Raw genomic sequence first — 24,625 nt, 5'->3', positions numbered from 1 at the left:
GGCATGGGGTATGGGGCATGGGGTATGGGGCATTGGGCATTGTTAAATTCTGCATTCAAACTTCTAACTCCTAACTCTAAACTCCTAACTCCTAACTTTTAAGAGACTTGTAAACCGAAGTAGGTGAGAACAAGTTCATCTGAACCACTGTTGATAATTTCGTGAACTTTTCCTGGTTCTATGGCTATGCAGTTTCCTGGAAGCAGGGGATATTCTTTGCTGTCAACACGAATCACTCCCGCACCAGCTTGCACAAAAAAGACTTCACACATATCTTGATGCGCGTGTGCTGATGCGGTTTGTCCGGGAGAAAAACGTGCTTGAGAAAAGTTGGTGAGATAAGGTAAATCGCCGAAGCGCAACATCACCTTTTTGGTGATTTCGGGATTGTGAGAAACAGACTCTTCTGGTAAGTCATTAAGAGAAGTGGCAATCATAGCAGATTGGGATAAGGGTGTAGTGTTTGAGTAGAGTGTAATACCATTTCACGAAATTATTGATACAATTCACTTCTCTTGCTTCCCCTGCTTCCCCTGCTTCCCCTGCTCCCCCTGCTTGCCATCTCTATCAAATTTAAAGTGAAACGGTATAAGGTATTGCACCTCTACGAATTACGAATTACGAATTACGAATTACGAATTACGAATTACGAATTATTATGATTCTGGTCTCAAATCGTTAGATAGTTCCACAATACCCCTAGAGCCATCAATGCGTACCCGTTGACCATCTTGTAAAATCCAAGTAGCACCTTTAACATCCATAATTGCAGGAATCCCATACTCACGAGCAACGATCGCACCATGAGAAAGCCGTCCACCAGCCTCAGCAATCAATCCTGCTGCTCTAACTAACAATGGTGCCCAACCTGAATCTGTATAAGGTACTACTAATATTGTCTCACGGTCTATTTCTGGCAATTCTTGTAAATCCCGTACCACCTTTACCCGTCCTTCGGCTTGTCCGTGACTAGCGGGAATCCCCTGTAATATTTGGTCAGAGTAGATTACGGAGGGGGCTAGAGGATGAGGCGGTGTATTGCCGTAAACTAAAATGGGGATTTGGGTAAATTGGCTATCTTGGACAAATTGCGATCGCCTGGATTGCACTATCTCATTCAATTCTTGGCTTAACTCACACTCAGGGTCTGCAACTATCCGCCGCACTTCCTCTAACTCCAGAAAAAAGATATCTCCTGGTTCCCTAAGCAAGCGAGACTTGATCCAAATTTTTTCTAAAGCGACAAATCTCCAGCGTAATTCAGCTAATAACCGAGAATAAACTTCTGTTACTCGTCCTTTAATATCTACACGCCGTTGCACAATGCCACGCTTGCGTTTTTTTGAGAAAAGGCGATTTATCGGGTCTATTCCTCCTGTTTCTGGCTGATTCCCCTGAATCAACTGTATAAACAACTGTCTTACTAGTTGTGGTTCTTCTTTCCAGGTGGGAACGGCAATGTTAGTACCCACATCACTTAAATAGCCGTAATCTTCTAGCAGTTCTTGAAAATCAAATAAAATCTTTTGTCCTTGTTGAGTTTGCCCCAACTGTTCAAAGATTTGATCTGGTTCACATAATGGTAATATTTGTTTGGCATCTGCGGCTAAAGCACTCAGCGATCGCAATGCTGCTACTTCTGGGGTGACGCTGTTGTCAATTTCTGTATCTTTTACCCGAAAAATTGCCTGTCTTAATGCTGCACTCAAGGGAGCTAAAATGCTGTAATAAGTCCCACGACGCAGCAATTCTAGGGTAATATCTATTCTTTCTAATAGTTGGGCTGGTTCTAGTTCTGCTATGGATTCATGAGCTAATTGTGACAAACCAGGAATAAACAGCTTGCTATAATCCTGCTTAAAGTCTTTTTCTAAATTGATTTCCTGCTTCAGCAGTTTCAACAATCCTGGCAAATTCTGCAAAGTTGACTGCAAAGGCGGTTTGCTCATTTTCGCGCCTCTGGTTAAAAACTCCAGACTTTCCGGCGGTAATCCCATCCGCAGAAATATCTCTCCCAAGAGAGATGCACTAAAATATGCTCTAGAGTAATGCAGAGTTGCTGTTTCTGTGAAATCTAATCCAAAAGCGCGATCGCCTAAGACTACACTAAAAAGATCACCCCAAACTCCACAAGTCAAAGGGCGATTAATTGACCAAGTTAACGGTTGAACCACACCAGGAATGACTTCCGCAGCGATTTTGCGCGTCCAGATGGGTAGCAAGGTGGTAATTGGTCTAGTTTGCAATACCCAAAGAGTCTGACCGTCATAACTCCATTCAATATCTTGGGGAATGCCGTGATAACGTTTTTCGATGCGTCTGGTTAAATAGGCAACTTGTTTAATTAAAGCTTGTGGTACTTGTCCTGTCCCCTCTAAATGCACAGAGGAAATATTTTCTGATTCCACAACAAAAGCGCGATATTGTTCTGGTGTAAATTTTCCAGAGACAACTTGCGTCGGGCTACCTGGAAGTGCTTCAATAACGATCGCATCCCCTTGTTGAGTGATGGGATCGCGACTGAAAGCGACTCCCGAATAAACACTCTGGACTTGTTGTTGTACCAGCACCGCCATTGCTGCATCTGGTAAATTGCGATCGCGGCGATATTGTACAGCTGATGGATGATTGTAGGAAGCGCGGACAATTGCGATCGCTGCTTGCAATTGCTGTTTACTAGTAACATTAACCACTGTCTCATACTGCCCAGCCGCGGAAGCATGTTCTGAGTCTTCCCCAATGGCGGAAGAACGCACCACTAAAGGAGATAAATCTGAAGGTTGGAGAATATCAATCAACTCTTGGGGATCGTCTGCTGGGGTAAGTATCCACCCTTTGGGTACTGAATAACCCCATCGCTTAATTTGAGATAGTTTAGCTGCCTTTTGCCCTACTAAGGCGACATCCAACTCTTCATCAAGAGTCAAAATTTCACTACTACCACGCAAATATTCAAAGGCTGCTTGGGAGTCTGGTTCGACCTCTTGACCTGATAAATTCAAATCATCAGGAATACGTGTATAAATCCACCCTAGCAATGCAGCTAAAGCAATAGCAGCAGTGATTCTCGGAAAATCGTCAGCGTGCAGGATAATCACACACAAAGGAAATAAAAATAAGACTGCATATTTTACCAGTTGTCGGGATTGCAGAACTATAAAGCTGATCAGTGCAAAAAAACTTGTGAAGACAGCTACTAGTGGATCGTGTACCAGAAAACCCCAAGCGGCGTTTGTCGTACCCGCACCCCTACCCATCCAGTATCTACCTAATACTAGGGCAATCAGGGCAACTATTTCCCAAGACGATCCATCTTTAAAAAAAACACGCGCTAGTAAAACAGCCGCAATTCCTTTTAAAGCTTCTGAAACAACTGCCAATATTCCTACCAGTGTACCGCCGTGGTAAAAAGCAGCTGACACACTGATATTTTTAGTGCCAACTTTTGCCAGCTGCTTGCGCTTGATAGCGTAGGTAATCCAGGCAATTACTGGTAACGCACCCAAGAGGGGGCAAGCAATTAAAATAACTAAGGCACCCCAAAGTTCAATCATTGTCGATTTTGGTGGCGCTGCGTTGCTTTGGTTTCCAAAGTTGTAGCAAGTGTTGTGACTTTAGACTCATTTTCCACCTCAAATTTCAAATCTTTCATTATAAAAGTTTTCTGAAATTTTTTGATGGTTGTGAGGGTGCTTTGATTTTAATATTTGCTTGCAGGACACTTGGCCCAAACAGAGATTGTTTTGCCAGTGTCCTGATAAAGCTACTAACGGTTTTAGTTTAGCGCATAGGCAGCTTGCAGCGCCCAAATAATCAGGGCGGCAATCGAACCCAGTAGTAACACAGTAGAGATAGTGACTGCTCTTGGGGAGTCTGCGCCCTTAAATTTCATAATACCTCGATTTAAGTCGGACATAGCTTCGTAATCCTCCTCTATTACAGGGCTAATTTATCCGTTTTGATTGTAGTCCTTTCATTCGCATATAGAGCAAACTAACTAATAATATTTTGTTTAAGCTTTGCAACAAATTCATCCACAAATTTACTTATGACTCCAGATAGAGAGACTATCTTGATACAAATGACAAAGTGCTGAGTGTGGAGTGTGGAGTGCTGAGTGCTGAGTGCTGAGTGCTGAGTGTGGAGTGTGGAGTGTGGAGTGTGGAGTGTGGAGTGTGGAGTGCTGAGTGCTGAGTGCTGAGTGCTGAGTGTGGAGTGTGGAGTGCTGAGTGCTGAGTGTGGAGTGTGGAGTGCTGAGTGTGAGTGTGAGTGTGGAGTGTGGAGTGCTGAGTGCTGAGTGTGGTGAAACAGTATGAGTTATGGAGGGTGTTGGTAAGTGAAAGTAGCGCTGATTGTAATTTTGGCGGTGGTTGTGGGATTATTGGTGGTGATAGAGACAGGACTGCGATCGCTGTTTGGTTTTGGTAATCCCCTGATTTATATTAGTGACGACGAGATTGGTTATTTGTTAGCCCCTAACCAACGCACTCGTCGCTTTGGGAATCGCATTGAAATTAACGAATATTCTATGCGGAGTGGGCCGATTACAAAAACGCCTACACCCTCCACATTACGAGTGCTACTGCTGGGAGATTCTATCGCTAATGGTGGCTGGTGGACAGATCAAGCAAATACGATTTCTAGCCTGATCATGGCTTCCTCAGTAGAAACTGGTAATTATCAACAATTTGAAGTATTAAATGCTTCAGCAAATTCTTGGGGGCCAAGAAACGAATTAGCTTATTTACAAAGGTTTGGCAATTTTAATGCTCAGGCAGTAGTGCTATTAATTAATACCGATGATTTATTTGCTACAGCACCCACTTCTTTACCTGTGGGACGCGATCGCAACTATCCAGATAGTAAACCACCTTTAGCAAGCGTGGAAGTGTGGCAGCGTTATCTTCACAAGCAAAAGCCAATTCCAGAAATGAAAGCAGTGCAACAAGAAGCAGGCGATCGCGTGGGGTTTAATCTAGAAGCAATAGCTAAAATTCACGCACTTACTCGTGAAAGTAATAGCAAATTATTGCTAGTTATGACTCCCTTACTACGAGAAATTGGCGAACCAGGCCCCCGCGATTATGAAATTAAAGCACGTCAACGCCTAAATGAATTTACTAAGATTCAGCAAATTAATTATATAGATTTTTTACCAATATTCAACTCAACCCCCAACGCCAAAGCCTTGTACCAAGATCATATTCATCTCAACTTGCAAGGCAATCAACTTGTGAGTAAAGTGATGGTGCGATCGCTTTTAGAAATTTTGGAAATTTCACCACAAGCTCAGTAGTACCCTTTGTGTCTTTGTGTCTTTGTGGTTCAATATATCTACCACAAAGACACGAAGGCACAAAGACATTAATTTTTGGTGTCTTAACTAATAGTTCACCACGCAAATATTAACAGATAGAGACTGACCAAAGGGAAAAGGGGAAGGGTTTAAAAGCTTTACCCTTTCCCCTATCTATTAAAAATACCTTGGCAGACTATTCAAACTATTATGGTTGCACTGTAACGTGAGAAACTTGCCCATCTAAACCATCTTTGTGAACGTGAGCCACTTTATAACCAGACCTTTGCTGAGTTTGCTCAAAAGTGCCAACACAAGTGCCTTCAAGTGGTAAGTCAGGCAATATGTCTATAACTGTATAGTCATCAGTTGTATCTGCACTAGTGGAATCAAAGACTTTAATTCTAGTACCGGGGTTTGCAAAACCTGTAATTAATAAAGACCTAGCTTCATCGTTATCACCGTAACAACCTGTTCCAGAAGTTTGACAATTATCATCAGCGGAAGCTTCCGAATTGTACGTAAAAACTATGTCTTGTTTACAATCGTTACCTTCATAAAATACTAAATCACCGAAGTCTTCTGCTAAAGCTGTATCAGGGGCCGTAACTGATAAAGCAACTGAAATGAATAAAACTAGTGCCAAAGAGAAACACTTCTTTACTGTTCTCCAAATTTGTGAGTATTTGTCAGTCATGGTTTCAATTTTTTAGTGGGAACGTCAGTAAGTTAACATGACTCAAAAAGGGGTTCAAGGACAGTTAAGACAGTTAAGACAGTTAAGCAAAGTTTCATATAAACTTCATAATGATCAAGTTTTTTGTAAAGTTTGTGCAGTTGGTTGATCAAAAATTACAAATTATGTTGTTTACGGCCAAATCATTATACTCTTGCTGCTTTATATTTCATATCTGGCACAATTTTTAGTAATTCTAGGGTGGGCAATACCGACAACGTAATAATTAGGTTTAAGCAAAGTTTCAGCATTGCCTATTGCACTGTAATTGCAATAAAGCGAGTGCAAGATGTCATACCATTTCACAAAATACCTAATACAGATACATCGGTAGGGGCGTACAGCTGTACGCCCCTACAGCTGATTTATGTGTTGCAAATATTTTTGGAATTGATATAACGACAGAATATTCATCCATAACCACAGCTTAAGCCGTGGTAACCACAGCTTAAAGGTTCCTTATAAATGAATAATCATTGGTAACGACAGAATATTCATTCATAACCACAGGGTTTATTTTCCTTAAAACTTACGCAAGAAATCTTTCAAACCCTCAATTCTCCTTTTCAAGATTCTCCAGGCGATCGCTCTGGTGTTCTAACTTGTGTGTAGGTAATAATTGAAAAATTGAGAATGGTGCAAGCTCTCAGTTAATCCTCTATTCAGCTATTCTCTGGCATGATCGTAGAAATTAATTGCTCACGATTCTTCCTATAAATCCTAAAATCACTATCAAATGTCAGCAATTCACTTTTAGGATACAGTTCTGCCATCTTCACTAAACAGGCATCTGCTAAAGACATTGGAACTGACTGATAACGTTGCATCAACTCAAAAACAGCAACAGCTTCTTCACTCAGGCGAAATGGAACCTGGATGATTCCCTTTTGTACAAAAGAAATTACTGCTGCTTCACCTCCATACACATTCTGTAAAAGAAAACAAGCTTCTGTAATCACTGCTTCACAAGTTAACAAAGGTGGTTCAATCTGTCTGAACTGATTTGTCACCCACTGATGAAACTGCTCTCGACGATTAATTAAAGCTACTATTGGCCCTGTATCTATTAGTACCGCTTGCTTCATTCTGCTAATGGTCTTTTAAGATACTCCTTGTTTGTCGAGAGATCCCCAGGCCCAGAATCCACACAGCCCACTAAGTCCCCCGCTGCTTCTAAAGCAGACATTGGCGTGCCATCATGATGCTTAAACTCCACTGATGGTGATTTCAATTGCAGAAATTCTATAAAGTCAAGTACAACTTGTTGCTTTTCTATTGATAAGGTTTTTACTTTTTGGGCAATAATTTCCTCTAGACCAATTGCTCTGGTCATCAGTCTTTCCTCTAGTCTTATCATTATCAAGTCTAAATCCAACTTCAACAACTTGAAGATTTAGAAAATTTTTCTCCATACCCAATCTTGTCTCTAACGCTACACTAGAAAAGTAAAGAAATGTAAATAAATTAAAACTTACAAACGTGGAAACCATCACATTGGGGCAGAATGGCCCAGTTGTCACACCCCTTTGCATAGGCACTTGGGCATGGGGTGATAAACTATTTTGGAGCTATGGCGATCGCTACGGCGAAGAACAAGTGCAAGAAGCTTTTACCGCAGCTTTAGAAGCTGGTGTGACTTTCTTCGACACTGCGGAAATTTACGGTTTGGGGCTGTCAGAACAATTACTAGGGCAATTTATCAAACAAGCACAAAAACCCGTGCAAATTGCCACTAAATTTGGCCCTTTACCGTGGCGATTTACAGGTCAATCCGTCTCTGATGCCTTAACAGACAGTCTCAAACGCCTACAATTAGAGCGAGTAGAACTGTATCAAGTGCATTGGCCGTTCACTTTTTTATTAAGTCAAGAAACGCTGATGAATGCCCTCGCCGATGAAGTGAAGCGGGGTAGAATTGGCGCGGTAGGCGTGAGTAATTACTCAGCAGCCCAAATGCGAGAAGCGCACCAAATATTAGCAGCCCGTGGAGTACCTTTAGCAGTTAACCAAGTACGCTACTCTTTGCTAACTCGCCAAGTTGAAAGTGAGGGTATTATCCAAACTGCCCGTGAATTAGGCGTGACAATTTTAGCATACAGTCCTTTAGCTCAAGGATTGCTCACAGGTAAATACACCCCTGAGAGTGCTGAAACACCAACTGGTGCTAGAAGGGTAGACCCACGTTTTAACAAAGAAGGGTTGCAAAAAATAGCACCAGTAATCTCTTTATTAACTAGCTTAGGGCAAAAATACGATCGCACTCCTGCCCAAGTAGCACTCAACTGGTTAATTGCTCAAGGAAACGTGATACCCATCGCTGGAGTCAAGACAGCGCAACAAGTACAACAAAATGCAGGCGCATTAGGCTGGAGATTAAGCGATGATGAAGTGAAGGAACTAGAAAAAATTACTCGCCCTTGGCTGTAGTATTATTCACAGCCTTTTGCAAGTAATCAAAGTACAGTTAATTATGATAAATCTTGTGGGGCGGGCATCCTGTCTGCCCTTGTGTATCTCATTCAGATAAAATATGCTGTAATTATTCAAACACAGGGGGCCACAGTTCTGACACTGTGAGTTCCCAACCTGGTAATAATTCTGGTAATGTCAATTTATCGTTATTTTGTAAAACAATTGGTTCAGCGTTAAGTCGGTAGACTGTTAACGTCAATTTATCAGGGTCAATTAAAATACCAACCGTAGTTCCAAGTTCTAGAAATAGCTGTATTTTTTCTACTAGTGGTTTAATGCGGTCTGACTTAGATTTGATCTCTACCATTAAGTCAGGTACAAGCTCGACAAAATCACGCTGGCTCTTTTTCAGTCTATCAGCACGCACAAAAGACACATCGGGAGCGCGAAGATTTCGTTGTTCGCTACCAGCTTCTTTGCCGTTTTCAGTTTCTAATACAGGCAGAATAAAACCAGCACTAGAACCAGTAACTCGTCCTAATTTTCGTGGACGTACCCAGTTGCCGAGTAATCTGATTAACTCAGCACCAATTTCTTCTGATTCATAGTCCGATGGGCCCATAACAACTATATTCCCATCTACCAGTTCCATCTGCCATTCTGGATGCTCTGCTTGTAGCTGCTCTAAGTCTGTGATAGTGAACATAAGACCACGGCGAATGCATCTGTATCTATGTTCCCACAAGCTGATAAAAGTCATTCAAGTCATTAGTTTTTTACGCTTGATTTTTAACTAATGACTAATGACTAATGACTAATGACTCTTGACTTACGAAGCTGATTCTTTAGCTGTAGATGAACCCAACTTGTGATTAACAGGTGCAACAGACTCACGACGGCTTGTCCGCAGTTTGGGCTTAGGAGTACCGCGTGTTTCATCTTCGCTGATACCGTTATCAGATTTTACCCAACTAGAACGGCTTCTTTCACCAGAACCATCGCGGCGCTTGTTGATTTTGGGTTTGGGTACGGCGGGTTCTTCTTGGGGAATGTCTACATCTGATTGCAACCAAGCGGGACGAGTTTGATCGTAAGCGATTTGCAATGCCGCTGCCGCGATCGCTTGAGCATCGTATTTTTCAATGAGTTCGCTGACTATGGGTAAGAATGAAGCTAGACGTTCACCTGTCAAGGCTTCTCCCACTTGTTCTTGCAATTTATTGATGTGGCGTGCTTCAATTTGTGCCCTTGTGGGAATCGACAGCAATTGCCAATTTTGGCGGTTATGGCGTTCAAATATTTGCTGTTTACGCCGTTCAAAGGGCTGTACTAAAGAAATTGCGGTTCCTTCTTTACCGGCTCTACCAGTACGACCAATCCGATGGAGGTATGTTTCTACACTATCAGGTAAGTCGTAGTTGATTACATGGGATAGTTGGTCAACATCTAACCCGCGTGCAGCAATATCAGTGGCTACTACCCAGCGTACTTGACGATTGCGGAATCGACTTAATAACCGTTCCCGTGCTTGTTGGGACAAGTCACCGTGGTATTCATCAACACTGTGTCCAGCAGCTTGCAGTTGACTGGTGAGTTCTGCGGCTGTCCGTCTGGTACGCACAAAGATTAAAGCTGTTTCTGGATCTTCCATTTCCAGAATTGGCTGTAAAGCTTTGGCTTTTGTCCAGTGGCGAGGGATGAGATAAGCTACCTGATTGATTTTATTGGGTGCAGCTTTTGGTTGCTCAACTGTGACTGTCGCGGGCGATCGCAAAAATTTGTTCACCAACATGCGAATCGATGGCGGCATTGTGGCTGAAAATAAAGCTGTCTGACGATCTTGAGGGGCTTGGGAAAGGATTTTCACCACGTCGTCGATAAAGCCCATGCTCAACATTTCATCAGCTTCATCCAACACAAACCATTTCACTTGGTCGAGTTTCAAACAACCGCGATCGAGTAAGTCAATTACTCGTCCTGGGGTGCCCACGACCATGTGAACACCGCGTTTGAGTTGTAAAATCTGACGGTCAATCGATTGACCACCATAGATTGCTAACACACGCAATCCGTCATGACCCATAAATTGGGCAACGGCATCGTGAACTTGAATTGCTAACTCACGGGTTGGTGTTAAAACCAGTGCTTGCACTGCTTTGGTGTGAACATCCAGCCGTTCTAAAATTGGTAGGGAAAAAGCCGCTGTTTTACCTGTTCCTGTCTGGGATTGACCCACTACATCCCGTCCTGCTAGCAGTTGGGGAATAGCTTGAGCTTGAATATTTGTCGGTGTGGTAAAGCCAATTTTTTCTAATAGCTCAGCACGTTCTTGTGATATGCCTAATTCTTGAAACGAAAGATTCATCAAATCTCCTAGGTTTAATTTTGCTTTTTGATTTAGTCATGAGTCATTTGATTTGGGACAAATGACAAGTTTAGTTATTGACAACTTGACCATAAAGGTCGTATGTGTCAGCACTATGGATCGCTACTGGTACGATGGTTCCTAGCTTCGCCACACCTTCGACATAGACTTGACCATCGACTTCTGGGGAAAATCTCGCTGAACGACCAATCAATTTCCCACTTTCAGGATTTTCTTGCTCAATCAGGACATCAACAGTCTTGCCTACTTCCTGCTGATTCTTGCGCCAAGAGATTGGCTGCTGTAGTTCCATCAGTTGATGTCGCCGTTCATCCATCACTGCTTGAGGCAACTGATTGGCTAGCTTGTAGGCGGGTGTTCCCTCTTCTGGTGAAAATGTAAACACACCCACATGGTCAAATTCATGCTGCTGGACAAACTCTAATAAATGTTCAAAGTGTGCTTGAGTTTCTCCGGGGAAGCCAACTATAAATGTTGTCCGTAATACTGCCGTTGGTAGCGCTGCTTTGATGCGATGGATAATCTCATTATTCACACGCCCTTGCCAGGGACGGTTCATAGCACGGAGAATATCGGGATGAGAATGTTGTAAGGGCAAATCGAGATAGGGTAAAACGTTAGGTGTTTCTTGAATTGCCGCTATCACATCTGGTGTCAGACCCGTAGGATATGCATAGTGCATCCTGATCCACGGTACATCAACTTTGCCTAGGGCTTGGAGTAATTCGGCTAATTTCGGTTTGCCGTAAATATCCAATCCGTAATTGGTCGTAATTTGGGAAATCAGAATAATTTCCTGTACACCTTCAGTTGCTAATTGCTCGGCTTCAGCAACTATCGATTCAATAGTACGCGATCGCTGGTTTCCTCGCAGGTAGGGAATAATACAAAATGCACAACGGTAATCACAACCTTCTGCAACCCGCAGGTAGGCAACTCCTTCAGTTGTAGTGCGGTAACGCGGTGTAGTTTCGTCAGCTATGTAGGTGGGTTCTAAACTCACCTGTTTAACCCGCTCTCCTTGTTCTACCCGCTCAATTACATTTACAATTTTGTGATAATCGCCTGTCCCAACTAAAGCCACAGCTTCCGGTAATTCCTCCAACAATTGCTCTTGGAAGTGCTGGGCCATACAGCCTGTGATGACGATTTTTTTATTGGTTTCTGCCAGTTCTACCAAAGTTCTGACAGATTCTTCCCTTGCTGCTTCAATAAAACTACAAGTATTGACTATTACGTAATCTGCTAACTCTTCATTTGTATCTACATTGTAACCTGCTTCTACCAGCAGTCCTAACATATGTTCTGTATCAATTCGATTTTTCTCGCAGCCCAAGTGAGAAATTGCAATTGTTGGCTTTTCACCCATATTTTGAAAAATTTTCTTTCTTTTTTCTCTTGTTCAAACACAAAAAGCAAATTCATCGCCCTTTGTGAACAACACCCTTCTAATCACAGCGCTAAGCATGATTTTTCCACTTTTAGCAACTGTAGTGGACTATGACCTTGACGATTTGAGGTCATGTTATGATATTTCTACTATTAGTCTGTTTCCCAGGGTAAAGTTAAGTGTCTATGGGTACATTTGACACTTGTAATCTTTTTTAACAATTCACCTATTGGTATTTTACATTACCAAAAGCGTGTGCGTTGTAAATTTACCCATCGGGAAGCCGCCCAAAGGGCTTGTTGTGAGAAGTCGCTACCCTCAGGGAAATCGCGCTCGCGACTACGCCTAGTAAAGCAGTAATGCTACCCTTAAGTTTGGGTCTGGCCAACGACAATGCGCGGGCAAGATGCCTAAACCACGGGAAGCTGCCTTGCGTCTTGTGAGTGGCAAACTCCTCTTGTAGCCAGGTTTTATCTTAACATATCTTATGAGAGGTTTTGTGCCAAATTCCATCTTACGGCAGAGGCAGGAAACCGAACAGCATCAAACGCATTTCACAAGCTAGTTAAGAGTCAAAGGTCAAGGGTCAATTGTCAAAAACTGTTGAACTATGAACTTTTGACTAGCAATTTTGGATTTTGGTGAGGCAGCCCCCATCTTGATAAATCCAGTTCCCATCTCGGCAACAGCCAAGATATAGGACTGCCTCTCCCGTTGGGATTTTGGATTGGTTTTTTCGACTCATACCCCGCCCCTTGGGTGGAACAAGTCTAAAATTGTCACGAACAGGTTGTAGGGTGTAGCGTGTAGGGAAAGCATTGGTCGAGGCTATTAACCTCGACCAATGCAATCGTCTTGAAAGGGCGGGGCTTGTGACGATCGCGTAGCGCGTCCTACAGCCCAATGCGGCTTTTGCCGCATTGCCCCAAATTGAAGATTTGGGGAGAGGGTTTTCCTTATGGAAAACCCTCTGGCTGTAAACGAACGATCGCAGTTGTTGGGGCTATCTCTTCCCCACACCCCACACCAACGGGGCTTGGTCAATTTAAAATCTACGGAGACCCGCACCATTGTGATCAGGGTCAATCTAAAATGGCAAATCAAAATCTAAAATCGTTTGACTCTGGACTCCGCAAAGCAGATTAAAGACGTGGACTTATATCAGATATTTAAAACTCGATCACCGATTATTGGCGTGGTTCACCTACTGCCACTGCCCACCTCGCCCCGCTGGGGAGGTAGCTTGAAAGCGGTAATTGACCGCGCTGAACAAGAAGCAACAGCCCTAGCAAGTGGCGGCGTTGACGGTATTATTGTAGAAAATTTTTTTGATGCACCGTTTACCAAAAATCAGGTAGATCCAGCAGTTGTGAGTGCCATGACTGTAGTGGTGCAAAGGATACAGAATTTGGTGACATTGCCCATAGGCTTGAACGTTTTGCGGAACGACGCCAAAAGCGCAATGGCGATCGCCAGTTGTGTGCAAGCACAATTTATCCGCGTTAACGTCCTGACAGGTGTAATGGCAACCGACCAAGGATTAATCGAGGGAGAAGCGCATCAATTACTCCGCTATCGGCGAGAATTAGGCTGCAATGTCAAAATACTGGCCGACGTGTTGGTAAAACACGCCCGCCCTTTGAGTTCTCCAAATCTCACAGTTGCCGTGAAAGACACAATTGAAAGAGGTTTGGCAGACGCAGTGATTTTGTCTGGTTGGGCTACAGGTAGCCCCCCCAATCTAGAAGATTTAGAACTAGCTTCTGGTGCGGCAAACGGCACACCAGTATTCATTGGTAGTGGAGCCGATTGGGAGAATATTGCTACACTGATGCAGGCAGCAGATGGTGTGATTGTTTCCAGTTCCCTCAAACGCCAAGGTCGGATTGAGCAACCAATTGATCCAATTCGCGTCAGTCAATTTGTAGAAGCTGCACGTCGGAGTTGGAATTCCAAAAGTGAAAACACATCAGCACCACATGTGAAGCTACATTCTTAGGTACTGGGGACTGGGGACTGGGGACTGGGTACTGGGTACTGGGTACTGGGAAAGATATATAGTTATAGATTCTTCCAATCCCTAATCCCCAATCCCTAATCCCCAATCCCTAATCCCCAATCCCTAATCCCCAATTCCCAACAGCAGTTTTATGATTCGCCGCCGTTCTACCCCTTGGATTCACAAATGGTCGCGTCTATTGATTGCCGCGATCGCTGGACTTGGTATCTTGACGACAGGTTATCTCACCATCGAAAAGCTAACAGGAGGCAGTGCAGCTTGTGTGGCACAGGCTGGTGTCAAAGGCTGTAATGATGTACTGTCCAGTCCTTGGGCAACAGTTTTTGGCCAGCCATTAGCTTTATTTGGATTATTGGCATACACCAGTATGGCAATATTTGCTTTAGCTCCCTTGGTGTTAAAAGCAGGAGAAAATAATAGTCGCAAACAACTGGAAAACTTGACATGGTGGTTATTGTTGGTAGGAGCGATCGCCATGTCAGTGTTCAGTGGCTATTTGATGTACTTGCTGGCATTCCAAATTAAAGCTTTGTGTCCTTACTGTATTAGTTCAGCTTTATTTTCCCTGAGTTTTTTGGTACTAACTATTATTGGTCGTGATTGGCAAGATTTTGGACAAATCTTTTTTACTGCCGTTATTGTAGGGATGGTAACCCTGATTGTCACTTTATATGCTTATGCTGGGGTGAATACTTCAACTGGCTCATCCACTACCGGACAACCAGAAAAGATATCCTTTTTTCCCAAGCAAGATCCTAACCCCGAATTTGGTTGGAAAATCACCACTACATCAGGTCAAGCAGAAATCGAGTTAGCACGCCATCTTGTGAAAATAGGCGCTAAAGAATATGTTGCTTATTGGTGTCCTCACTGCCACGAACAAAAGCTAATTTTCGGTAAAGAAGCTTACCAGATTATCAACGATAATATTAAGATAGAGTGTGCTGCTGATAGTCCAAAAGCTAAACCAGAATTGTGTCAAGCAGCAAAAATACAAGGTTTTCCTACTTGGATCATCAATGGCAAAACCTATAACGGTGTGCAAAATCTAGACGAACTGGCGAAAATTTCTGGCTACACAGGCCCAACTAACTTTAAGTATTTTAAATAATTTCATCAAGTCTGTTTTTGACAACTTAACTCTCGCACCAAAAAAGTCAACTGGTTAGATGCAGCAATTGTATTCCAGTTGACTTTTTGTTTGGTGAAATATTCTTAAGCTGTTCCACATAAAGATTGCATATCTAATTGTGTTAACTTTTGACTGATGATAGTCATCAGTCAATTGCCTTCTTTTTTGCTCGTCGCTACGCGTAGCTTGCTTAAGCGTAGGGGTACACCATTGATTATGCAATTTAGATGTGCCTTAGCTGATCTCAATTTTAATTACAAATTTTCTATTTACCTGCGACTATAATCAACAAATACTGCCTGCTCAAAGCATTTTACTAAGTGAAATCACTTAATAATAGTTTATACTTTTTTAAAATGTCATTGTTAGTATGGTTGGAGTCTGATGATAAACTTGGGCGTCTTGTGAAATTTATCTCTAGTCCATCTCAAATAATATTTGTTTACCCAATTTGGTATTCCATTTTGAAGGTATCCAACAGAGTTGGCGGCAGACGATTATATATATTTACTCAGAAAGAAAATTTGTCAACCGTGAGTTATCGTAAATATACTTTTGTTATTCAGGAATAAAATTGATACTGAAATCGCCATAATATAAACGACAATTGCAGTTACCCTTTGGTCAGATCATGAGTCGTTATGAATCATCGTTTGGAGAAACCTAACATAATTGAAAAGATTCTCAAAAATTTAGTATAGTTCTTGCTTGAGCTATATTTGCCGAGTAGTCCATAGCTATAGGAAATAAAGAATATTTCTCCCCACTAGGTAATGGGAATGAGTCAGCAGCTAGGCAAGCGTCTTGTGAAGTTAAGGTTGGGACTAAAACAACCGCTTGGTAGAGGATATAGAGAATTGATTACTGCCTCTAGTGTTGCAGTCTGCATCTTGCTTATACGCTCTGTAGGATTATTGCAATCCTTAGAGTTGGCAGTCTTAGATCAATTTTTTCGCTTACGTCCAAACGAACAGCCAGATAACCGCATTACGATCATAGCAATTGATGAGGCTTCTTTACGTCAAGTCGGTTCTTGGCCGATTCCTGATAGCGATATTGCTAAGCTATTAAAAAAATTAAACGTTCATAAACCTCGGGCTATTGGCTTAGATATCTACCGAGATTTAGTAGTGCCTAGTAATAACTTGACAGCCAAGTCTGGTAATCAAGAACTGCTTGATGCTTATAAATCAATGCCGAATTTAATTGGTATTGAATTATTAGCAAATAACAAAAACAAAAATGATCCAAACAAAAATATTGGTGTTTTACCTCCATTAGGACTAAATCGGAATCAGGTAGGTTTTAATAATGTAGTATATGACCCTGATGGCAAAATACGTCGTAGCTTATTGTATTGGCATATTAATCAACAAGAACACCAAAGTTTTGCCTTAAAGCTAGCTTTGTTGTATTTAAAGTCAGAAGGAATCACTCCCCAAAAAGCATCCGAAAATCCTCAGTATTTGCAATTGGGTAAGGCGGTATTTACTCGCTTTCAGGCAGATGATGGTGCTTATATTGGAGCTGATGACGGAGGCTACCAAATTTTGTCAAATTTTCCCAAACCAGGTTGTGAGAGTAGTGGTTCTGTAAAACACTGTGGTTATCGGCAGGTAACCATGAGCGATGTGCTAAATAACAAAGTACCAGCAAGTTGGATACGCGATCGCATTGTACTTATTGGTTCCACTGCTCCCAGTCTCCAGGATTTTGTGTTTATCCCTCAATCCAGTAGTCTGATGGGTACAGCAAAGCCTGTTGCCGGTATTGAACTGCAAGCTTATTTCATCAGTGAGTTAATCTCAGCAGCCATCGACAATCGACCTTTATTAAAAACATGGTCTGAACAAGGAGAATACTTGTGGATTTTTATGTGGTCTTATATGGGAGCGTTAATCACATGGCGAATACAACGTCCAAGACATAGCATCCTCAGTATTTTACTTTCTTGCTTCGTGTTAATACCGAGTGCATATCTGGCTTTTTTATACGGTTGGTGGATACCAATAATTCCTTCACTCTTGACCTTTGGCATATCCGTTATTTGGATGGTTTTGCATATTGCTCATATCCAAGAAGAGTTGAAACGTTCCAAAGAGTTTTTACAGCAAGTAATTGATACAATTGCCGATCCAATTTTTGTAAAAAATCAACAACATCAGTGGATTGTTTTAAATGAAGCCTATTGCCGATTCATTGGTTATCCCGATACTTTATTAGTGGAAAAATCAGACTATGACTTTTTCCCTAAACATGAAGCTGATATCTTTAGACAACAAGATGAGCTTGTATTCTTGACTCAGCAATCCCACGAAAACGAAGAAGAATTTACTGATGCTACTGGGAAAATCCATTTAATTGCCACTAAGCGATCGCTCCACAAAGATGCTGCGGGTAATGTATTTTTAGTTGGGATAATTCGAGATATTACTGAGCGCAAACGGCAAGAAGAAAAACTCAGACGTACTGCGGCCGAGTTATCTCGCTCTAACAATGAATTGAAACGTCAAGAAGACCATTTCCGTTTTCTGGCTTATCATGACCCTCTCACAGGTTTACCTAATCGGAAATTTTTTGCAGAACAGCTTGACCAATCCTTAGATTGGGCACAAAACAATAATATGTTTTTGGGACTGCTGTTTATTGACCTCGATGGTTTTAAGCGAATTAATGATACCCTCGGACATGAGATAGGCGATCGCTTGCTAGTAACCGTTGCTCAGCGACTCAGTAATTCTTTACGTGGTAGTGATACTGTTTCTCGTTTGGGTGGCGATGAATTTACTGTGATTTTAAGAGCAATTCCCAACGCACAAGTGGCTGCTAAAGTTGCTGAAAAAATTTTAGGATGCATCACTGAGCCAATTGTTTTGGATGAATATACCATTAGAATTTCCGCAAGTATTGGTATCAGTATTTACCCATTTAACGGTCAAAACGTTGAGACATTGATTAAACAAGCAGATACTGCAATGTATCGTGCTAAACACCTGGGTAAAAACCGTTATGAGTTTGCTTAGGGAACTTCAAGAAATAAATTATTCTGGTTGACAACTGACAACTGACAACTGACAACTGACAACTGACAACTGACAACTGACCAAGGACAACCAAAGCGATCGCCTCACCTCACACCACTCAATTACAATAGAAATAGGATTTGTTGAGATTTGTATAGTTAGGGGTTAAGCTGTCATGGCTCCCGCCGTTTTAATCGAAAATCTGCAAAAGCGCTACGGCACGGTGGTCGCCGTCAAAGATGTATCCTTTCAGGTAGAACCTGGAGAAATCTTTGGTTTACTTGGCCCCAACGGTGCCGGCAAAACTACTACTCTACGTGCCTTGTGTACGCTGACTACACCGGATGCTGGCAAAATCGAAGTATCTGGTATTTCTGTGTTAGATAATCCTAAACTGGCAAGACAACGCCTCGGTTATGTCGCTCAGGAAGTCGCCATAGATAAGGTGCTAACTGGACGGGAATTGCTACAATTACAAGCCGCACTTTATCACATCCCTGGCGCATTAGCTAAACAACGGATTGACACTGTATTAGATTTACTCGGTTTACAAGAATACGCCAATAAAAAAACCGGAACCTACTCTGGCGGTTTACGCAAGCGCCTTGACTTGGCGGCTGGATTACTCCATGCACCGGATGTTTTGGTGTTGGATGAGCCAACAGTAGGACTTGACATAGAAAGTCGTTTTGTGGTATGGGATTTCCTGCGGCAGTTGCGTGCTTCTGGGACAACGGTGCTGATTACCAGCCATTATTTAGAAGAAATTGACGCTTTAGCCGATCGCGTGGCAATTATTGATCGCGGTGTTGTGATTGCATCTGGAACACCTTCCCAATTAAAAGATCAAGTAGGAGGCGATCGCATCACATTGCGAATTCAGGAGTTTTCCCCCGTTGAGGAAGCCGAAAAAGCCAAAAATCTTCTACAAGCACTGCCATTTGTCCAAGAAGTCATCATCAATAGCGCTCAAGGTAATTCCCTCAACTTGGTAGTGACACCCCAAAATGATGCCTTAATTACCATCCAGCAAGCGCTGAATGCTGCTAGCTTACCCATCTTTGGCATTGCCCAATCTCGTCCTAGTCTAGATGACGTTTACCTCGCCGCCACAGGACGCACCTTATTGGATGCAGAACTCGCAGCAGTTGCCAATCGCGATCCCAAAGCGGAAAAGAAACAGAATATGAGATAGGGAATGGGGAATAGGGCATGGGAAAAATTAATTCCCAATTCCCGATTCCCAATTCCCAATTCCCAATTCCCAATTCCCAATTCCCTTGCTAATCCCAAATTGTTATGAGTGTTACTCCTAAATCTGATATAAAATGGCAGCCTGCAACATCACCCCAAGTGAATGCTGATGCTGCTGACAATTTTTTTAGTGAATTGGTACAAGAGACGCTGGCTTTAACCCGTCGCTTATTTATTCAGTTGCAACGCCGCCCCTCAACTTTAGTTGCGGGAATCATTCAACCTGTAATGTGGTTGGTGCTATTTGGGGCTTTGTTTCAAAATGCCCCCAAAGGCTTGTTTGGTAGTACAACAAATTATGGACAGTTTTTGGCTGCTGGTGTAATTGTATTTACAGCCTTTGCTGGGGCACTGAATGCTGGTTTGCCTGTAATGTTTGACCGAGAGTTCGGTTTTTTGAATCGCTTGCTGGTAGCACCTTTAGCATCACGGTTTTCCATTGTCTTTGCATCGGCAATCTTCATCATCAGCCAAAGTTTGTTGCAAGCAGCCGTGATTGTGGGAGCAGCAGCGTTTTTAGGAGCTGGGCTACCAGATGCAGCTGGTTTAGGTGCGATCGCCTTAATTGTCTTTCTCCTCGCTTTGGGTGTGACTGCCATCTCCCTCGGTTTAGCTTTTGCCTTACCCGGACACATTGAACTAATTGCGGTAATTTTCGTCACTAACCTACCGTTATTGTTTGCTAGTACCGCTCTAGCGCCTTTATCCTTCATGCCCAAGTGGTTGCAGGTTGTAGCGACCCTAAATCCTCTCAGCTACGCCATTGAGCCAATTCGTTATCTCTATCTCCACAACAATTGGGGACTAGGTAGTGTAGTGATGCAGGCTCCTTGGGGTAATGTGACATTTGGTGGAGCGTTACTGGTGTTGTTTGGCTTTGCTATTGTGGCTTTGCTGAGCATTCAACCCCAATTGCGGCGGACTCTTGCTTAAAAGCAAAGCATGATTTCGTCAGGGCACTTCAAGACATAAAAACAACCGCTTGAAGTTGTTGACTGCTGACAGATCACAGATGACTGTTAAGCTAAAACATACAGCGGATTGCATGATTACTCGTAGTGGTTGTCCTTTGTCATTAGTCCAAAGTCCTTTGTAAATACTAATGACTAATGACTAATGACAGTCTTCAAAGCGTGATTGTGCAACTTATACACACATTAGCTTAACTGTCAACAGTCAGCAAGGCACAATTAGAATAAGTTATTTTTTATTTGTCAGTCCCTTAGAGCAATTTAAGAGTCAAAACTCAATGAAAAAATCTTTTTTCCCAGTTATCAAACTCTTGGTGGCTACTGTAGCCGGAATTTCCGTTGGTTCATTGCTTATAGCTAAACCTAGCTTGGCTCAAGTCAACCCAACAGATGCTTTTCCTAGTGGTAGTACAACAGACCAAAATACTGACCCGTTCTCCCGCGCGAACTCAGATAATTTCAACATGTTTGACCTGATTCATCGGGCAAAATTCGGTAATCTGAACTGGAATTCTGACGAACAGAACCAACAACTAGACTCAGCAGCAGCGGCCTTTAAAGCAAGACAACAACAACGATTACAAGGTCAACAGCAGCAAGGGCAAGTAATTCCAACTTCACCAGCGATTACATCTCCAGTGACTACACCTGGAACTACTACACCGTAAGTGTTGACACTCACCTTAGAAAAAAACTTAATCAAGAACTAGCTCTTCAACAATATTTTGTTGAGGAGCTAATGGCGTATTCAGGCACTATGAGTATTTTGCTACTCAAAATTCAGCGCGATCGCAAAAAGTCAGAGTGGCGGTACTCTTTCGAGGTTTCCCCAGGGTAGCCGCAACTCTCAACTTCAGTAACTTTTCCTATAGACCAAGTTGCTGTAAAACATCGCTGGCGTGGGTAGCCGTGTTGACACTAGCGTCAACATGGATAATTTTGCCGTTAGGGTCAATTACATAAGTGACACGCTTAGCATAACCACCACCATCAACATCGTAGGCGCTGATTAGGGTTTTATCGGTGTCAGCCAACAAAGGGAAATTGAGATTATATTTCTGGGTGAATGCCTGATGGGAAGCTTCATCATCGGCACTGACTCCCAAGATTACGATATCTTTACCTTGATATTGTTCTTGGGCATCCCGGAAGCTACAAGCTTGTTTGGTACAGCCTGGAGTGTCATCTTTGGGATAAAAATACAGAACAACTGTCTTCCCAGCAAAATCAGATAACGAGACGGTGTTGCCGTTAGTATCTTTGACGGTAAATGCAGGTGCATCCGTACCAACTGTTAGAGGCATAATGAACCTTTCCTGTTTCAGATTGTTGATGACAAAGAAGGCAGAAGCATAAAGGATGTTGACGACCCTTGGGCGGCTTCCCGTTCGGTGTCAAGCGTTCAAAGAACAGTAGAGCAGGATGAAATACAGGTTAATACACCAGTCACTTGGCTCGTGGGTTAACCTTTTTATACCCTACCTCTCAAACTTACGTATGGGTTTTACTTCATCCTTCATACTTCATACTTTAGTTGACTCTGAAATTTTACAATAATTCATAATGTTTAAATGACCTACTCAAAAAACAGTCTAAATACGTAGAACTGAAAAATTTTGCTGAAATAAGCTAGCTCCTAGTTAAATATACTTAAGCCGTGATGCATAAAAGTTGCATATTCATTGTTTAAGAGCGTGCTTTGTGCTTGATGGCAAATGAACCTCTGAACACGTAACTATGCAATTTAGACATGCAGTGGCTTATTTTGAAATTAATCTTGACTAAAACAATGCCCAAAATAGAAAATGCCAACTGCTAACCTCGAAAACTCGAAAACGCTGTCTTATCTCCCTAGCACAGTCGCAAGGGCTGAGCGATCGCTTGTCTGTTCTCCTTTCAATCTGAGATTATTTGCAGCGATGCGTCATCAGAGTGTGCCATTAAATGCGATCGCCACAGTTAATGGTGTCCAGCATGGCTACACTAAACGTCCTTTGTCAGAATTAGCTTGCTATAACGCTTTAGATTGGCTGATCCAAGTGGGTGTGCTGCGACGAGAAGTCGATGGCCAAGGAATTACAGATAGTTTTCGCCTGACTCCTCTTGGTCATCAGTTAGTGGAACAATCTCAGGGAAAAAATTGGCCTGCTGCTTCATGGCGCGATCGCCTATACAATGCAATGATTCGTTGGTTCAGATTACCTTTCTAGAATCAAACACTCAAGAGTTAGGATTAGGCAGTCGAAGGGAACAATACATACGGAAGCACAAATCCCCTTTATCAAATCTTTACCATCTGAATTTATTAGGAGATGAGGGAGATGAGGGAGATGAGGGGATGAGGGGGATAAGGGGAAGGAGGGGGATGAGATAGAACGTTTATTCACTTGCTTCTTCTCTCCCCTGCACCCCTGCACCCCCGCACCCCTGCTTCCTAACACCCTGCCGTTTAACGCAAAAATTGCCATATTATTGTTAATCTCCAAGTTTCACCCCTTATCTGGAAAAACTGATAGTGACTATGAAATCAATTATGGTAGTGGGGACAACATCCCATGCTGGGAAATCACTGATAACTACAGCTATCTGTCGGATTTTGTCCCGGCGTGGTTGGCGAGTGGCTCCCTTTAAAGGTCAAAATATGGCTTTAAATGCCTATGTCACTGCCAGCGGGGGAGAAATTGGCTATGCTCAAGCAGTACAAGCTTGGGCAGCAGGAGTTGTACCTTGGGTAGAAATGAATCCAATTTTACTCAAACCCCAAGGGGATATGACTTCCCAGGTAATTATTAAAGGCAGACCCGTAGGCAAAGTCAACGCTGCGGAATACTACGAGCAATATTTTGAACTGGGTTGGCGAACAATTGAAGAATCGCTACAACATTTAGGTACAGAATTTGATTTAATAGTTTGTGAAGGTGCCGGCAGTCCGGCTGAAATTAACCTCAAGCACCGCGATTTAACTAATATGCGGGTAGCAAAATATTTAAATGCGCCAACCATCCTAGTCGTTGATATTGACCGGGGTGGTGCTTTTGCTCATGTGGTTGGTACTCTGGAGCTACTAGAACCAGAAGAACGCGAACTAATTAAAGGTATCGTCATTAACAAGTTCCGAGGACAGCGATCGCTCTTAGATCCAGGGATAAAATGGTTAGAAGCACGTGTTGGTATCCCTGTTATTGGTGTCATCCCTTATTTTCAGGAAGTATTTCCGGCAGAAGACTCCCTTGACTTGCTAGACCGTAGTTCACACAAAACTCAAGCTGACCTCACCATTGCTGTCATCCGTTTACCGAGAATTGCCAACTTTACCGATTTTGACCCTTTAGAGTCAGAACCTACAGTCACCGTAAAATACCTCAGTCCGAAGCAAGATTTGGGGCATCCCGATGCCGTGATTATCCCAGGTACAAAAACCACAATTCCTGACTTACTATTGCTGCAAAGAAGTGGTATGGCAGAAGCAATACAACACTATGCTGCTTCTGGTGGCACAGTTTTGGGCATCTGCGGTGGCTTTCAAATGCTGGGTCAAATTATCGCTGATCCAGAAGGGATAGAAGGGCAAGCTGGCAGATTTCAAGGCTTGAATCTCTTACCTGTGAGAACTGTAATTACAGGTCAGAAAATTGCCCGCCAACGCCAAGTTAGCTCAAATTACCCACAAATGGGCTTACCGGTAAATGGCTTTGAAATCCACCAAGGGCGATCGCGTGTAGAACAGCAACCAGATAGCCAAGCATATCAACCACTATTCGATGATGTTAATTTAGGATTAGTGGATAGCTGCCAATCAGTGTGGGGTAGTTATCTCCACGGACTTTTTGACAATGGGCCTTGGCGACGTGCTTGGTTAAATCGCCTACGTCAACAGCGAGGTTTAAAATCCTTGCCCACTGGTGTTGCCAACTACCGAGAACAGCGAGAACAGATTTTAGATTCCCTCGCCACTGAAGTCGAAAACCATTTAGACTTAACACCCTTTTTGTCTTAGCTAAGCCA

The 24,625-nt window shown here is 42.7% G+C and carries 21 protein-coding genes; 10 read left to right on the top strand and 11 right to left on the bottom strand.

The annotated features are described in order from the left end of the window. Window positions 1-98 precede the first annotated feature (98 nt). From I8748_RS14900 to I8748_RS34600, 3 genes are all read right to left on the bottom strand, one after another. The gene (locus tag I8748_RS14900; RefSeq protein ID WP_198125356.1) at window positions 99-437 is read right to left on the bottom strand and encodes a cupin domain-containing protein; all 339 of its coding nucleotides are present in this window, start codon (window positions 435-437) and stop codon (window positions 99-101) included. A 219-nt stretch (window positions 438-656) separates the two neighbouring features. Further along, window positions 657-3,554 (bottom strand): glycerol-3-phosphate acyltransferase, encoded by a 2,898-nt coding sequence (locus I8748_RS14895; protein WP_198125355.1) that lies wholly within the window; start codon window positions 3,552-3,554, stop codon window positions 657-659. Between the two features lie 221 nt (window positions 3,555-3,775). Next, a complete protein-coding gene (locus I8748_RS34600; RefSeq protein WP_214662571.1) occupies window positions 3,776-3,916 on the bottom strand; it encodes a hypothetical protein in 141 nt (46 codons plus the stop codon). A 420-nt stretch (window positions 3,917-4,336) separates the two neighbouring features. Here I8748_RS34600 and I8748_RS14890 point away from each other — a divergent pair, with 420 nt between their 5' ends. Further along, window positions 4,337-5,296 carry an SGNH/GDSL hydrolase family protein gene (locus tag I8748_RS14890; protein WP_198125354.1) on the top strand — a complete coding sequence of 320 codons (960 nt, stop codon included), beginning with the start codon at window positions 4,337-4,339 and terminating at the stop codon, window positions 5,294-5,296. Window positions 5,297-5,504: 208 nt separating this feature from the next. On the opposite strand, the gene I8748_RS14885 is transcribed toward I8748_RS14890, so the two are convergent. The 3 genes from I8748_RS14885 to I8748_RS14875 form a co-directional block, all read right to left on the bottom strand. Further along, window positions 5,505-5,993 (bottom strand): hypothetical protein, encoded by a 489-nt coding sequence (locus I8748_RS14885; RefSeq protein WP_198125353.1) that lies wholly within the window; start codon window positions 5,991-5,993, stop codon window positions 5,505-5,507. A gap of 701 nt (window positions 5,994-6,694) precedes the next feature. After that, on the bottom strand, window positions 6,695-7,117 hold the full coding sequence (locus I8748_RS14880) for a type II toxin-antitoxin system VapC family toxin (RefSeq protein WP_198125352.1): 423 nt from the start codon (window positions 7,115-7,117) through the stop codon (window positions 6,695-6,697). Beyond that, entirely contained in the window at window positions 7,114-7,365 is a 252-nt protein-coding gene (locus I8748_RS14875) for a hypothetical protein (RefSeq protein ID WP_198125351.1), read from the bottom strand. Before I8748_RS14875 ends, I8748_RS14880 begins: the two co-directional genes overlap by 4 nt. Before the next feature lie 146 nt (window positions 7,366-7,511). Between I8748_RS14875 and I8748_RS14870 the strand changes: the two genes are divergently transcribed. Next, window positions 7,512-8,459 (top strand): aldo/keto reductase, encoded by a 948-nt coding sequence (locus I8748_RS14870; protein WP_198125350.1) that lies wholly within the window; start codon window positions 7,512-7,514, stop codon window positions 8,457-8,459. A gap of 112 nt (window positions 8,460-8,571) precedes the next feature. Here the strand turns inward: I8748_RS14870 and I8748_RS14865 are convergent, their stop codons facing one another. From I8748_RS14865 to I8748_RS34595, 4 genes are all read right to left on the bottom strand, one after another. Further along, window positions 8,572-9,150 (bottom strand): Uma2 family endonuclease, encoded by a 579-nt coding sequence (locus I8748_RS14865; RefSeq protein WP_198125349.1) that lies wholly within the window; start codon window positions 9,148-9,150, stop codon window positions 8,572-8,574. A gap of 123 nt (window positions 9,151-9,273) precedes the next feature. Further along, window positions 9,274-10,809, bottom strand: a complete 1,536-nt coding sequence (locus tag I8748_RS14860; protein ID WP_198125348.1) for a DEAD/DEAH box helicase — start codon at window positions 10,807-10,809, stop codon at window positions 9,274-9,276. Between the two features lie 70 nt (window positions 10,810-10,879). After that, entirely contained in the window at window positions 10,880-12,199 is a 1,320-nt protein-coding gene (gene rimO / locus I8748_RS14855; protein ID WP_198125347.1) for a 30S ribosomal protein S12 methylthiotransferase RimO, read from the bottom strand. A gap of 852 nt (window positions 12,200-13,051) precedes the next feature. Beyond that, window positions 13,052-13,291 (bottom strand): hypothetical protein, encoded by a 240-nt coding sequence (locus tag I8748_RS34595; protein ID WP_214662570.1) that lies wholly within the window; start codon window positions 13,289-13,291, stop codon window positions 13,052-13,054. A 79-nt stretch (window positions 13,292-13,370) separates the two neighbouring features. On the opposite strand from I8748_RS34595, the gene btpA reads away from it, so the two are divergent. The 6 genes from btpA (at window position 13,371) to I8748_RS14825 (ending at window position 21,288) form a co-directional block, all read left to right on the top strand. Further along, on the top strand, window positions 13,371-14,219 hold the full coding sequence (gene btpA, locus I8748_RS14850; RefSeq protein ID WP_198125346.1) for a photosystem I biogenesis protein BtpA: 849 nt from the start codon (window positions 13,371-13,373) through the stop codon (window positions 14,217-14,219). A 151-nt stretch (window positions 14,220-14,370) separates the two neighbouring features. Beyond that, complete coding sequence (locus I8748_RS14845) at window positions 14,371-15,351, top strand: vitamin K epoxide reductase family protein (RefSeq protein WP_198125345.1); 981 nt, start codon at window positions 14,371-14,373, stop codon at window positions 15,349-15,351. 800 nt (window positions 15,352-16,151) lie between these two features. Next, the gene (locus I8748_RS14840) at window positions 16,152-18,395 is read left to right on the top strand and encodes a CHASE2 domain-containing protein (RefSeq protein WP_198125344.1); all 2,244 of its coding nucleotides are present in this window, start codon (window positions 16,152-16,154) and stop codon (window positions 18,393-18,395) included. Window positions 18,396-18,570: 175 nt separating this feature from the next. Continuing rightward, entirely contained in the window at window positions 18,571-19,590 is a 1,020-nt protein-coding gene (locus I8748_RS14835; RefSeq protein WP_198125343.1) for an ABC transporter ATP-binding protein, read from the top strand. A gap of 104 nt (window positions 19,591-19,694) precedes the next feature. Then, window positions 19,695-20,582 (top strand): ABC transporter permease, encoded by an 888-nt coding sequence (locus tag I8748_RS14830; protein WP_198125342.1) that lies wholly within the window; start codon window positions 19,695-19,697, stop codon window positions 20,580-20,582. A gap of 316 nt (window positions 20,583-20,898) precedes the next feature. Continuing rightward, window positions 20,899-21,288: a hypothetical protein gene (locus I8748_RS14825; RefSeq protein WP_198125341.1), complete on the top strand. Its 390-nt coding sequence runs from the start codon at window positions 20,899-20,901 to the stop codon at window positions 21,286-21,288. Between the two features lie 198 nt (window positions 21,289-21,486). Here the strand turns inward: I8748_RS14825 and I8748_RS14820 are convergent, their stop codons facing one another. Further along, the gene (locus I8748_RS14820) at window positions 21,487-21,924 is read right to left on the bottom strand and encodes a peroxiredoxin (protein ID WP_198125340.1); all 438 of its coding nucleotides are present in this window, start codon (window positions 21,922-21,924) and stop codon (window positions 21,487-21,489) included. Window positions 21,925-22,425: 501 nt separating this feature from the next. On the opposite strand from I8748_RS14820, the gene I8748_RS14815 reads away from it, so the two are divergent. Together I8748_RS14815 and cobQ are read left to right on the top strand one after the other, a co-directional pair. Continuing rightward, complete coding sequence (locus I8748_RS14815) at window positions 22,426-22,830, top strand: Npun_F0494 family protein (protein WP_198125339.1); 405 nt, start codon at window positions 22,426-22,428, stop codon at window positions 22,828-22,830. Window positions 22,831-23,141: 311 nt separating this feature from the next. Further along, window positions 23,142-24,617, top strand: a complete 1,476-nt coding sequence (cobQ, locus tag I8748_RS14810) for a cobyric acid synthase CobQ (protein WP_198125338.1) — start codon at window positions 23,142-23,144, stop codon at window positions 24,615-24,617. The last annotated feature ends 8 nt before the right edge of the window (window positions 24,618-24,625 follow it).

The organism is Amazonocrinis nigriterrae CENA67 (genome assembly GCF_016056305.1).
Classification (GTDB): Bacteria; Cyanobacteriota; Cyanobacteriia; order Cyanobacteriales; family Nostocaceae; genus Amazonocrinis; species Amazonocrinis nigriterrae.
This window is presented reverse-complemented; position numbering and strand designations above follow the sequence as displayed.